Raw genomic sequence first — 12,414 nt, 5'->3', positions numbered from 1 at the left:
GAGAAAGGGCTGTACTTGGTGAAGATTATTGAATATGGTATAAATAAGCATCGCGATAGAATAGATGTTCATCATGTGATGGTACTGTACTATAAAATTGCATGTTTGTATTTCGGTATTGGAGATAATAAAACTTGTATTCAATATTTAAAAAAGATTATTGAAAATAAGAATTTAAAAATGCGTGAAGACTTAATGTGTTTTGCACGTGTATTAAGTTTAGTTGCTCATTATGAGGCGGGTATGGACTATCATTTAGAAGTTCAATTAAAAAGTACGTATAAGTTTCTTTTGAAGATGGATGATATGCATGCAGTTCAAAAAGAGATGATAAAGTTTCTTAGAAGTTTAGGCGGTATATATCCAAACCAGTTAAAAGCAGAATTTCAGAAGTTGTACAACGAACTTAAAAAGTACGAGGATCATCCGTATGAAAAAAGAGCTTTCTTGTATTTAGATATTTTATCTTGGTTAGAAAGTCATTTACAGAATAAACCGGTTTCTCAAATTATGCGAGAAAAAGCGTTGGCAAAATCACGTTAGGTTATTTTATGGGGATGAATAATAATCACCTGAAACACTTATTGGAAATTAACCTTGCCATGCTTTTTATAGCTACATCTGGTGCTCTAGGTCGTTATGTTCAATTGCCTGTACCTGTGGCAATAGGGGCTAGGGCAATATTGGCTTTTGTAGCATTGTTTCTATACTGTAAATGGAAAGGGTTCAGTTTAAAAATAGATAGCAGAGATATTCCCGTAATTTTTCTTAGTGGAATATTAATGGGTGTTCACTGGGTAACTTATTTCTATGCGTTAAAATTATCGAATGTGGCAATTGGTATGCTATCTATATTTACCTATCCGGTAATTACGGCGTTTTTAGAACCTATACTTCTTAAGACTAAGTTTCAGTTGGTGCATTTATTCCTTGCTGTTTTAGTGCTCACGGGAATGTATTTTCTAAGCCCTACTTTAGATTTTGAAAATTCATATACCATAGCTATTGGTTTTGGAGTGTTTTCAGCCCTGGCATATGCCCTGCGTAATATTATATTAAAGAAAAAAGTTTCAAAATATAACGGTTCAATGCTGATGACATATCAGACTGCAATAGTTGGGATAATTTTATTTCCTTTTTTGTTTACCATACCAACAGATGCAATACTTAATCAATGGGAAGTATTGGTTGCACTTGCGGTATTAACAACGGCTATAGGTCATACCATGTTTTTAATGACATTCAAACATTTTAATATTACTACAGTAAGCATTTTAAGCAGCGTACAGCCAGTTTATGGTATTTTAATAGGAGCTATTTTTCTATCTGAAATACCAAAAGGGACTACTGTTTTGGGTGGAATATTGATTTTAAGTTCTGTGGTAATTGAAAGTATCCGTTCAAAAAAACCAACTTGATTTTTTGATTTAATTTTGAGAATTAATACCTGGTGTACCGGCTCCGAACTGATTGATGATATTATCTCCAAATTTAGTAAACTGTTCGTTTTTTGCCATTTCCCTGACTTTAACAGGGTCAAAATCACCATTGAAGTATAAAAACGAACCGGTTTGGCTGTCGTTATTATAAATCAGTATTTCTTTGACCAAATTCTTTTTTTCCCTAATTGAAACAACGTTACGTTTTAAATCGTCATTCTTTCTAAAAATTTCAATAAAAGAATTTTCTGTAATTCCGTTCATTTGCTGATTTAAAAATTGAGTTTTACTAGAAGTTTTACTTGGAAACTGCATGTATCTTAAATCTTTAGCATTGCCAACCATAGCTTTCATCTCAGGAGAAATTTCACTGATCATAGATAACATAAATTGGGGTACACGAACAGCTGTTACTTGATTATCGTTTTTATGGGCATTATAAAAAGTATCAATAGAATTGTAACTGCCGCAAGATGTAATCACCAAGAATAAACTTAGGGCGTAAAATTTCTTTAACATGGTTATAGTGTTTGTACTAAAAGTAAGAAATTTAAAAACACGCATTCCAAATGGGGTCATTTGGCGGAGGAGCAATTATTTCTAGGGGCTCTTTTTTTACAGGATGGATCAATCTTAGTTTTCTGGCATGTAAATGTATGCTGCCATCGGCATTACTTCTGTTAAAACCGTATTTTAGGTCCCCTTTTATAGGGCTGCCAATTGCAGTAAGCTGTGATCTAATTTGATGATGGCGACCAGTTTCAAGATCAACTTCCAAAAGAAAATATCGATCTAGTTTTTTTAAAATTCGGTAGGTTAAAATTGCTTTTTTACTATCAGGAACCTCTTTAATGTTAGCGTAAGATTTATTTTGTTTTGAGTTTCGCTTCATATAATGTACCAGTCTTTTTTCTGGAACATTAGGACCGTTTTTTACGATAGCCCAGTAGGTTTTTTTGGCGTCCTTTTCAGCAAACATTTTATTTAACCTAGGTAATGCTTTAGATGTTTTGGCAAAAACTACAATACCAGATGTCGGGCGGTCTAAACGATGCACAACACCTAAGTATACATTGCCCGGTTTGTTGTACTTCTTTTTAAGGTAAGCCTTAACAGTGTCACTTAATGGTATGTCTCCGGTTTTGTCGCCTTGTACAATATCTCCAGGACGTTTATTAATAACAATCAAATGGTTGTCTTCTAATAATACTTGAAGATTATCTACGGTAGAATGTTGTTTTTTTGACAAATTTCTGTCTTATCTTATTAATCGTTTAAACTACTTAAATTGCCAATTTCTTTCCTCTTGCTATCAAAAATACAAACATAAAAACACCAATAGTAACGGCGACGTCTGCAATGTTGAATATACCCGTTCTAAAAATACCTAACCTAATTTGAAAGAAATCTGTAACAGAACCATATGCAATACGGTCAATTAAATTTCCTAGTCCGCCACCTATTACCAAGGCAAACGCAACAAGCAATAAAAGATTTAAGTTTGGTTTACTCATTATTCTGTAGAGCATTATCAATAACAATAACATTGGTAACGCCTGTAGAAGCAATCTTTTTAAAATAGGTGAGAAGTCTTGTCCAAAACCTAACATTGCCCCTGTATTTTCAACATTTGTTAGAATTAAATGATTTTTAATTACAGGTATAAAACCTTCTGGTTCTACTTTTTGGCGAGTTAATTCTTTAGATACCTGATCACAACCAACCGTCATTAAAACAATGATTAGAATCAAGAACTTACTAAAGTTTTTAGAACGCCTCAAAAAAGTATATTATTTATTAATATTGCTCTTCGTCATTTGGGAAATCTTGACTCTTTACATCACTAACATAATTAGAAATCGCATTACCCATTTCTTCGTAAAGATTCATATATCTACGTAAAAAACGAGGGTTGAATTCATGGGTCATTCCTAAAAGATCGTGCACAACCAATACTTGTCCGTCAGCATGCTTTCCACCGCCAATTCCTATAGTAGGTATGGTTAAGCTTTCAGAAACATTTTTGGTAAGTTGAGCAGGTATTTTTTCTAGTACCAAACCAAAACATCCTAGTTTTTCTAGTAGTTTTGCATCTTCCATTAGCTTTTCAGCTTCCTCCTCTTCTTTGGCACGAACCGTATATGTTCCAAATTTATAGATAGATTGTGGGGTTAAACCTAAATGCCCCATAACAGGTATACCTGCAGCAAGAATTCTTTTAACCGACTCTTTTATCTCTGCGCCACCTTCTAATTTAACGGCATGGGCACCACTTTCTTTCATAATCCTAATGGCTGAACGTAAAGCTTCTTTAGGATCGCTTTGGTAACTTCCAAAAGGTAGGTCAACAACGACCAAAGCCCTGTCAATAGCTCTAATAACAGAAGATGCATGATAAATCATTTGATCTAAAGTGATAGGCAGTGTTGTTTCGTGCCCGGCCATTACATTACTGGCAGAATCACCAACTAAAATTACATCTACCTTGGCTGCATCAACAATTTTGGCCATTGAATAGTCATATGCGGTAAGCATGGAAATTTTCTCTCCATTTTTCTTCATTTCCACTAATGATTTTACCGTGACTCTTTTATATTCTTTTTTAGCTACAGACATATTCTATTATTGATTAAGAGCCATAAAAGTAAGGAGTTTTAATGAGAATTAGCGCTACCTAATTAGAATCCATTTAAAAGTGTTCTTTTAGAATTTGTTTATTTTTACTGCAAATAACTTTTTATAAGGACCTATGAAATATTTCGCTTTGCTATTGCTATTTTTATATGTAAATGTAATTAATGCACAAATAGATGAAGAAGTAAAAGTTAAGTACGCCGTTGAGACTTTTTTTTACGCATTAAATGGTAAAAATGAATTTGCAATGAAAGGTGTTGTAGATACCGATGTAAAAATGCAAATGGTAAATTTAAATGTACTAGGTAATATGATTGTTCAAAATACAAATTTTAATGATTTAATAAACTTCATGATAACCACGCCAGATTCTATACCCTTTCATGAAAAGATACTAGATTATAAAATTCAAATAGATGGCGGTATGGCTCATGTTTGGGCACCGTATGAATTTTGGTACAATGGTGAATTTAGTCATTGCGGTGTTAATTCATTTCAGCTATTTAAAGAAAAAGAAGCTTGGAAAATCATTTATTTGGTTGATTCTAGAAGAAGAGAAGATTGTGATTCTGCTCCTGCTAAAAGCGAATAATCTATTTCCAAGTTCGTGAACTAGTAGCGTCGGCAGAGGGGAAATCTTTAGGTAGCTCTTGTGTAACTTGTCCGGAAGCCGCCCATTCTGCACCTCTTTGTAAAGTAGTAATAAACCCAACACATTCCATTGAATAGTCAAAATGTCCAAGTGTAGAATGAAAAACTCTTCCTTGACCATAGTTGATTGTCATAAGTTGAGGAACGTTTTGCCCTAAGCCTGTTACATTTGGGTCCCATGGTGGTGCATTTTTTTCCACGTCAGCAAATGCGGTCGCTAATATTGTTGCATTTTCAAATGGACCTCTCATGCGTTCGTACATTTCATCTGGCGTATGTAACCATTTTTCAGGAATACCTTTCATTATAGGGTGTTCTGGTGTTCTTGTGGTTAAAACAAATTCATATTCAGGTCCGTGAGAACCACAAACTCCTTCAGAAGGGTCCTTTACTAATTCGCCAGCTTCATTGTAATAAACATAAGGTCCGGTTTTCTCATCACGACCGCCCCATGCACCTAGGCCAATCATTTTATTATATTCTTCCCATTCTCCCCAAGCATTATTAGCTGCATGAATTACAACCAAACCGCCACCGTTTTTCATATATTCCTCAAAATTCTTCCTGGTTTGTTCTGGCCATAGTGGGGAATTTTCACCCAAGTTAGAGATGATTACATCGTAGTCGTTAAAGTCAAATTTAAAAGTCGATGTTTTAATTGGGCTATCAGATAAATTATAGGTCTTATCATTAAGTGGATAAGTTTCTATAAATGAATTATAGCTTTCCGGTCTGTTTTGGTTGTATTTCATTCCTAGCCAAACAGAATCCATTCGGTGTACATCAACAGTGAAAACAGCTGTTTGTTCTAGATAATCTTTCATCATCATGGTAGTTTTAGGCCAGATGTAATGATTGTTTGTTCCGTCAATAATTAATGCTTTTAATTTTACAGGTGCTTGCTCGTTTTGTACTACTTCTTTCTTCTTCTCGCCGCATGAAACCATACTAATGGATAATAGAACAACTGCAATTAAATATTTCATAAAGGAATTTATTATGGATATAATATGTTTGCTTTAAATGTACATGAACAAGTTAAGATGGCAAAAAAATGAGAAGAATAAGTTATGTGGTAAAAAATAGAATTCTTTTGCGATAGATAAAAACTGCTATTAAATTAGCATAAATTTAAAACTGTAAAAAATGAAAATATTAGGTATAGGCTCTAGAATATTACATGCTGAATATGGAAAAGGCGTTATTACAAACGTATCTAGCAATATGTATTGGGTAACGTTTATGGATAAGGGATTGGAGACTATAGAAGTAGATTCTGATTTTGAAGTAATAGAGTCTATAGATGGTGAAATTGACACGGTTAGCTTTTTTGATGTAGAGAGCTCTTTAGTCTCTATTTTACAAAAGTGGAGTGATGCTACGCAACGCGTTGCAATTGCGGATAAATGGAAAGGCGGGAATCTAATTTTAGAGCCAGGTGAAGCTGGGATGAGCAATAAGGAAATCCCGATCAATACTTTTTTTCATAAAATAGTAATGGTACGTGACCGTATACGTGTCATGGAGCAAAAAATAAATTCAAGTAAGAATTTAGATGATCAAGAGAAAATAGATTTACAACAATACATTACTAGAATATATGGAAGCTTAACCACTTTTAATGTTCTTTTTAAAGCAAAAAGTGACCATTTTGTAGGGGAGAAGTCTGGAAAATAATTTGTTCTTTAAAGGAGTAGGTGACTACAACTTTAAAGGATAACCATTTTTCTTAAAAATACTCAATTCGGTGCTGTTTTGAGATATTTTTAAGAACGATGGTTTTTTTATTTCTCAATGGTTATTTTAGGTTAAAAATTAGAAAATGGGTCAAATAATTACATTCGGCGAAGTACTAATGCGCATATCGCCAAGAGGCAACAAAAAGTTTATGCAATCTAATATTGCAGAATTTTATTTTGGTGGTACAGAATTGAATGTGGGTATATCCATTGCTAATTTTGGGGGTAACGTAAAGCATATTAGTGCAGTTTCTGAAGATTTCATTGGTGATACTGCTATATCATATATCAGAAAATTTGGGGTAAGTACTTCCTCAATCGTGCGTTCTAAAAGACCTTTGGGTGTATACTTTTTAGAAGTAGGGGCAGTTATGAGACCTAGTCAAATATCATATAATAGATCACATTCCTCATTTTCTGAAATTGTGCCCGCAATGGTAGACTGGGAAAAAGCACTAAGAAAAGGAAATTGGATGCACTGGACCGGAATAACACCGGCATTAACAAAAGGTGCCAATGATACTTTAAAAGAAGGGTTGAAATTGGCTAGGGAAAAGGGAATAACGGTTTCGGCAGATCCTACCTATAGAAGTGGCCTTTGGAATTATGGAGAAGATCCTAAAAAAGCTTTGACCGAGTTGTTGCACTATTCAAATATTTTCATTGGTGGTATCAACGAAATAAATGAGGTGTTGGGTACAAATTACAGTTACTCCAATGAAGATTTCAAAGAAGCAAGCCAAGAACTTATGAAAGAGTTTCCTTCCATTGAAAAAGTGTTCGATAAAATACGGACTTCTTTAAATGCTTCTTGGCATAAAATCAGGGCAAGAATGTGGAACGGTAAAGAATTTAGGGAAACCGAAGATTTGGATATCACCCACATAGTAGACCGTATAGGTACAGGAGATGCTTTTGCTGCAGGTCTTATATATGGTTTACAGCATTACGATGATTACAAGGCTATGTTGTTTGCATGTGCGGCCTGCGCATTAAAACATACTTATGAAGGTGATGTAAATTATAGTAATGTCGATGATGTTGTTAGAATTATTGAGGGTAATATTTCGGGCAGGTTTGTACGCTAAACCAATACATAGAATTACTCAAGGTCATTAAGTCGGCTTAATCAAATATCGATAATTTTTAAGGTGCGTTCCAATAACTCTTTTGCCATACCGTGTTCTAGATGGTATTCACTCAAATTTAGTACGGGATTTGGGAAGCTAACGTTTATAGAGCCATTATCCTCTTCTGCAACAACAATCTTAATCGGAATTTCATTAATAGCTAAGATGTCTTGCGCTGTAATTTTTTGAATATAGTCGGGATGAAAAAATAATAGTTGTTTTAAAGGCTTAATGACAACCCCGTGTTTACTTACTATATTTTGTGTATCTATTTCATGAAGTAATAGAAAACCGCTAGATAAAACGTTGTTCCGGATTGTTTCATAAACTTCAGTAAATGGCGCATTGATTGATTTTGAGAGTATGGCACTTTTCATGAGTCGTTATTTGTTATATAATTTGATAATGTGTTTTAGTTTCTACTTAAAAAATCTAAAATGAGCTTTCCCATTTCTCTAGTTTTTTCCTCAGCTGCAAAATGACCGGCCTCCAACAAATGTAATTCAGCATTTGGTACATCTTTAAGGTAAGCTTCTGCACCTTTGTAATTAAACTTTAAATCCTTTTTACCCCAAGCAATCAACGTTTTTGGTTGAGTTTCCTTTAGCATTTTTTGCCATTTTGGGTAACGTAATAAATTGGTGTTATAGTCTTGAAAAAGCTGTACTTGAATCTTGCGGTCTTTATCTGAAGTTAAAAAGGCAAGGTCGTGCACCCACGCATCCGGACTTTGAATGTTGATGTTTGTGCTATCCAAATCAAATAAATATTGTTTATTGATAATAGCATCTTTGCCAGTTAAGCTATACAAAAAATCATATTTTTCTTTAGAACTATCTGTTTGTGCAGTTCTAAAAAAGTCTTGTCGTTGTGGTGTTAATCCGTCTAAGTAAGCATTTGCATTTTGGACTATTAAGGCTGTAATTCTACTAGGGTCTTTCATCATCATTCTATACCCAACAGGAGCTCCAAAATCTTGCATATACATCACATACTTGTCTATTTTTAGGTGATTAAGAAGCTTTTCGGAATATGAAGCCAACAAATCAAATGTATAGGTAGTGGTCTCAGGGTCTAAATGAGTACTATAACCAGAGCCTAAATTATCTGGTGCAATAACATGGTATTGGGTTGCCAGCATTGGAATTAGATTTCTATAGGAATGGGAAGACGAAGGGTAACCGTGCAATAGCACAATTGTTGGTTTGGTGATATCTCCAGCTTCTCTGTAGAAAAGCTGTACACTATCAATCTTTGCGTAATTATAGGTTGTTGCAGGAGGTAAAACATATTCCGTTTTTTGTGCGTTTAATTTATGCTCCTTTGCATCATTACATGCAAATAACGTAAGCGTTAATATAATTAGGGTAACATAGTGTTTCATAGGTATAGCTTAAGTTTTGTAAATATATGGTCGTTTATTTATTTAGCTTTCGCATAAAACCTCTTATTTTTTTAATAATGGCATCACCATCTTCTTCTAAAGCAAAATGCCCAGTGTCGTAAATATTGTAATCAATATTTTTCACATCTTTCTTAAAAGCCTCGGCACCGCTTTCAGGAAAAAAGGCATCGTTCTTTCCCCAAACAATCAATAGTGGTGGCTGATTGTCTCTTAAATATTGTTGCCATTTAGGATATAGTTTTACGTTGTTTTGGTAGTCATAAAACAAATCTAGGTTTACTGCATGCGCTTTAGGTCTGCTCAATCTATAAAAATCCAAGTTATAGGTGTCTGGGTCTACAGTTTCTGTATCGCGTACGCCATGGGTGTACTGCCATTTTAAACCATCTAAGGAAAAGGCAGGTAATAAAGCCTCTTCTGTTTGTGGTGTTCTGTTTTTCCAAAGTTTTTTGATACCAGCCCAAGCTTCGCCTAAACCTTCTTCGTATGCATTACCGTTTTGATTTATGATAGCGGTTATTCTTTCTGGGTGAGCGGTGGCTAGCCTAAAACCTATAGGAGCACCGTAATCTTGAATCATAATAGCATAAGAATCAATATGCTGTTGCTCTAAAAATGAGTTGATTGTTGTGGCTATGTTATCAAAAGTATATGTGTAGTTTTCTGGGTCAGGAAAATCGCTATTTCCAAAACCTGGATAATCAGGAGCAATCAAATGGTATTCATCAGCTAACTGATTTAGTACTTTTCGATATTGATACGAAGATGCCGGAAAACCGTGTAGTAAAACAATCGTTGGGTTATTAGCATTACCAGCTTCCCTGTAAGCAATCGTAACTCCGTCAACAGTGGTTGTTTTGTATTTTAAATTGTTTGTGTTCGTTTTATTATTTTCAGCTGCCGTTTGCCCTAATAGACTAAAAGAAAAGAGTACAATGCTTAAAGTGATAATGAAATTTTTCATAATATGAATTTTAATAGTTGTGAACGTTATCGCTCACGAATGAGATAAAAAGCCATAACCTCTTTCAAAGGCTATGGCTTTTAATTTTATAAATTTTTAGTTTCTACCAGCCATTACGCCACCATCGGTATCCCAAATAGCACCAGTTACCCAAGAAGCTTTGTCAGACAATAAGAATAAGATGCTGTTAGCAATATCTTCAGACTCACCAAAACGCCCAATTGGGTGAAAACCGTTGAAACCAACTAAGGCTTCTTTAGCAGCTTCTTCACCACCAAAAACACCATGATATACCGGCGTATTCACTAGGGCAGGAGATACTGCATTTACACGAATGTTATCTTCAGCCAACTCCATAGCTAAATGTTGTGTAAGGGAATGTAAACCTGCTTTTTGCATAGAATATGCCGAAGATGGTGTAGCTTTTACTGCTTGCTTAGCCCACATAGAACCAACGTTAACAATAGAACCACCTTTGGTAGCTTTCATTTTCTTAGCAGCAGTTTGTGTAATGAAGAAAAATCCTCGGTTTAAATCTAAGTATGAATTATAATCTTCCATTGTATGATCTAAAAATGGTTTAGGGCCAAAAATACCAGAGGCGTTTACCAAATAATCGAGATTATCCAATGCGTCTATTTTTGATAGTAAGGTTTCAACTTCCTCAGTATTAGAGATGTTTGCGGTATGCTTGATTAAATTAGGAGCATCTGCAATTTTATCGGTATTTCTACCTACAACGTGCACTGTAGCACCACCTGCTAACAATGCATTTGTTGTTGCATTACCAATTCCACTAGTTCCACCAATTACTAAGGCTACTTTGTTTTCTAAGTTTTCCATTTTATTTTTTATTTATAATTATTGATTAATTCCAATTTGGTTTTTTTTCTATTCCGTATCCATCAGATACCGTACTATTTTCAAGAGAATTCTCTTTTGCCTGTATTACGATATAGCTAAAAAGGTCATTGCTATTATTTCTTATCGCACGTTCTGTATCTGTAGCAACCTTAATAACAGTTCCTTCAGTCATATCAACATAAACATCATTAAGGATCATTTGACCTTGCCCTTTTATAGCTATGTAGACCTCTTCGTTTTCTTTGTGTTTATGTAAAAAAGAAATGGCGGTGTTGGGTAGCATGGTGTTGAAAGACATTTCTGTTCCGGTAAGGCCCAATTCATCTTTTACAAAGCGTTTTCCTTCAATTTTAAAATCAGGACTAGGCTGAAATGTATTTGCCGTTAAATCTTTAAACGCACCTAATTCTATTTTTGAGTGTGCGTTGTTTGTAATATTTTCTTTCTTCATATTTGTTAAATAAAGACAGACAAGTCTGTCTATTGGTGCATAAATTTTTTTAGGATATTATTTTTTCACATAAATTTTTAGATTCTAAAATAGGCCAATCTTCTTGATGTAGGTGACTTTCGCCCACAGCACTTTCATAAAGTAAATAGATTTGTCGTGCCAAGGAATTTACTTGTGCTTCCTTAATATTTTCAAGATTAGTATGTATCAACTTGATGATAAGGGCAATGAAATCGTTTTTTTGTGACTGAATCTCGTATCTAATAAGTTCATTGTCCCTAGGTATTTCAGATACTGTTTTTATACACCAACAACCATTAAAATCTTTTTCTTGATAAAATAATTGAAGAAAATCGAAAATAGCTAGCAATTGTTCCTTTCCTTTTGGTTTTGATGTAGTATACGCTTCAAAGTCCTTTAAAAAACTTACATTTTTGTGTTTTAAATATGCTAGACAAATTTCTTCTTTAGATTTAAAATGATTGTATAAGGTAGCCTTAGCAATGCCTGCTTCTGCAATAATTTGATTTATTCCAGTAGAATTGTAACCATTCCTATAAAATAAATCAGAGGCGGTTTCAGTAATTCTATTTCGTACTTCGGCATGTTTCATGAGGCAAATATAGCATAATATTTTACCAAATAGACAAGTCTGTCTATTTTTCGTTTTAAATGTACTTTATAAAGGATAAAATGCCTTTTTAAAAGATTATCTATTTTTCTTTTTGACTTTTAATAATAGTTTTAATCTATGTATGCCTTTTGTGAAGGCGAACGAAAAGGCAAAGGTTATGAGTAAGGCTATAAAGGCAAGAGCACCCAAAGCACCGCCAAAACCGTCAAATTGATTATTCTTATTTATATATATAATACTAAAAAGCAAACCTGCTATAGTCAAATGAACATAGCTTCTTTTGGTAGTTGTTGATATCATTCCAATAAAAGAGGTTCCAATAAAAACAACAGGAATGTTACCTGATAAATAAGGATTTAAAGTATTAGGGTAAAAATAAAAGAACAAACCAATAATAAGTGATAACAGGGCAGAAGCTCTAACCGGACCTTGGTTGAAACGGTGACTAACAAAAAATGTCATGGTGGCACCTAATATGCCTGTTAAGATTATAATAGCCTGAT

At 34.1% G+C, this 12,414-nt stretch carries 16 protein-coding genes and 1 pseudogene; 5 read left to right on the top strand and 12 right to left on the bottom strand.

Going from position 1 to position 12,414, the window contains the following annotated elements:
• Both ABJI11_RS11300 and ABJI11_RS11295 read left to right on the top strand, forming a co-directional pair.
• Positions 1 to 543 (top strand): annotated as a pseudogene (locus tag ABJI11_RS11300) (hypothetical protein); the annotation flags it as partial.
• Between the two features lie 14 nt (positions 544 to 557).
• On the top strand, positions 558 to 1,418 hold the full coding sequence (locus ABJI11_RS11295; protein ID WP_348352189.1) for a DMT family transporter: 861 nt from the start codon (positions 558 to 560) through the stop codon (positions 1,416 to 1,418).
• 9 nt (positions 1,419 to 1,427) lie between these two features.
• Here the strand turns inward: ABJI11_RS11295 and ABJI11_RS11290 are convergent, their stop codons facing one another.
• The 4 genes from ABJI11_RS11290 to panB are packed head-to-tail and all read right to left on the bottom strand — an operon-like array spanning position 1,428 to position 4,055.
• Positions 1,428 to 1,958, bottom strand: coding sequence for a DUF4252 domain-containing protein (locus ABJI11_RS11290; RefSeq protein WP_348352187.1), 531 nt, complete (start codon positions 1,956 to 1,958; stop codon positions 1,428 to 1,430).
• A 31-nt stretch (positions 1,959 to 1,989) separates the two neighbouring features.
• Entirely contained in the window at positions 1,990 to 2,688 is a 699-nt protein-coding gene (locus ABJI11_RS11285; RefSeq protein WP_348352185.1) for an RNA pseudouridine synthase, read from the bottom strand.
• A 34-nt stretch (positions 2,689 to 2,722) separates the two neighbouring features.
• Positions 2,723 to 3,190 (bottom strand): signal peptidase II, encoded by a 468-nt coding sequence (gene lspA, locus ABJI11_RS11280; RefSeq protein WP_348352183.1) that lies wholly within the window; start codon positions 3,188 to 3,190, stop codon positions 2,723 to 2,725.
• A gap of 46 nt (positions 3,191 to 3,236) precedes the next feature.
• Positions 3,237 to 4,055, bottom strand: a complete 819-nt coding sequence (panB, locus tag ABJI11_RS11275) for a 3-methyl-2-oxobutanoate hydroxymethyltransferase (protein ID WP_348352181.1) — start codon at positions 4,053 to 4,055, stop codon at positions 3,237 to 3,239.
• 133 nt (positions 4,056 to 4,188) lie between these two features.
• Between panB and ABJI11_RS11270 the strand changes: the two genes are divergently transcribed.
• Positions 4,189 to 4,665 carry a nuclear transport factor 2 family protein gene (locus ABJI11_RS11270; protein ID WP_348352179.1) on the top strand — a complete coding sequence of 159 codons (477 nt, stop codon included), beginning with the start codon at positions 4,189 to 4,191 and terminating at the stop codon, positions 4,663 to 4,665.
• A 1-nt stretch (position 4,666) separates the two neighbouring features.
• On the opposite strand, the gene ABJI11_RS11265 is transcribed toward ABJI11_RS11270, so the two are convergent.
• Complete coding sequence (locus ABJI11_RS11265) at positions 4,667 to 5,710, bottom strand: ThuA domain-containing protein (protein WP_348352177.1); 1,044 nt, start codon at positions 5,708 to 5,710, stop codon at positions 4,667 to 4,669.
• A 160-nt stretch (positions 5,711 to 5,870) separates the two neighbouring features.
• Here ABJI11_RS11265 and ABJI11_RS11260 point away from each other — a divergent pair, with 160 nt between their 5' ends.
• Together ABJI11_RS11260 and ABJI11_RS11255 are read left to right on the top strand one after the other, a co-directional pair.
• Positions 5,871 to 6,401 (top strand): hypothetical protein, encoded by a 531-nt coding sequence (locus ABJI11_RS11260; protein ID WP_348352175.1) that lies wholly within the window; start codon positions 5,871 to 5,873, stop codon positions 6,399 to 6,401.
• 145 nt (positions 6,402 to 6,546) lie between these two features.
• Entirely contained in the window at positions 6,547 to 7,551 is a 1,005-nt protein-coding gene (locus ABJI11_RS11255) for a sugar kinase (protein WP_348352173.1), read from the top strand.
• 41 nt (positions 7,552 to 7,592) lie between these two features.
• Here ABJI11_RS11255 and ABJI11_RS11250 read toward each other — a convergent pair whose 3' ends face one another.
• The 7 genes from ABJI11_RS11250 to ABJI11_RS11220 form a co-directional block, all read right to left on the bottom strand.
• Positions 7,593 to 7,970 (bottom strand): DUF302 domain-containing protein, encoded by a 378-nt coding sequence (locus ABJI11_RS11250; protein ID WP_348352171.1) that lies wholly within the window; start codon positions 7,968 to 7,970, stop codon positions 7,593 to 7,595.
• A gap of 35 nt (positions 7,971 to 8,005) precedes the next feature.
• Complete coding sequence (locus ABJI11_RS11245) at positions 8,006 to 8,977, bottom strand: alpha/beta hydrolase (RefSeq protein ID WP_348352169.1); 972 nt, start codon at positions 8,975 to 8,977, stop codon at positions 8,006 to 8,008.
• A 34-nt stretch (positions 8,978 to 9,011) separates the two neighbouring features.
• Complete coding sequence (locus tag ABJI11_RS11240) at positions 9,012 to 9,962, bottom strand: alpha/beta hydrolase (protein ID WP_348352167.1); 951 nt, start codon at positions 9,960 to 9,962, stop codon at positions 9,012 to 9,014.
• A gap of 96 nt (positions 9,963 to 10,058) precedes the next feature.
• Positions 10,059 to 10,805, bottom strand: coding sequence for an SDR family oxidoreductase (locus tag ABJI11_RS11235; RefSeq protein ID WP_276492755.1), 747 nt, complete (start codon positions 10,803 to 10,805; stop codon positions 10,059 to 10,061).
• A gap of 25 nt (positions 10,806 to 10,830) precedes the next feature.
• Positions 10,831 to 11,277 (bottom strand): cupin domain-containing protein, encoded by a 447-nt coding sequence (locus ABJI11_RS11230; RefSeq protein WP_348352164.1) that lies wholly within the window; start codon positions 11,275 to 11,277, stop codon positions 10,831 to 10,833.
• A gap of 49 nt (positions 11,278 to 11,326) precedes the next feature.
• Positions 11,327 to 11,890 (bottom strand): TetR/AcrR family transcriptional regulator, encoded by a 564-nt coding sequence (locus ABJI11_RS11225; RefSeq protein WP_348352162.1) that lies wholly within the window; start codon positions 11,888 to 11,890, stop codon positions 11,327 to 11,329.
• A gap of 96 nt (positions 11,891 to 11,986) precedes the next feature.
• The coding region (locus tag ABJI11_RS11220) for a hypothetical protein (RefSeq protein ID WP_348352160.1) at positions 11,987 to 12,414 on the bottom strand (428 nt) is incomplete at its 5' end.

This window comes from Maribacter sp., from assembly GCF_039968975.1.
In the GTDB taxonomy this organism is placed as follows: Bacteria; Bacteroidota; Bacteroidia; order Flavobacteriales; family Flavobacteriaceae; genus Maribacter.
This window is presented reverse-complemented; position numbering and strand designations above follow the sequence as displayed.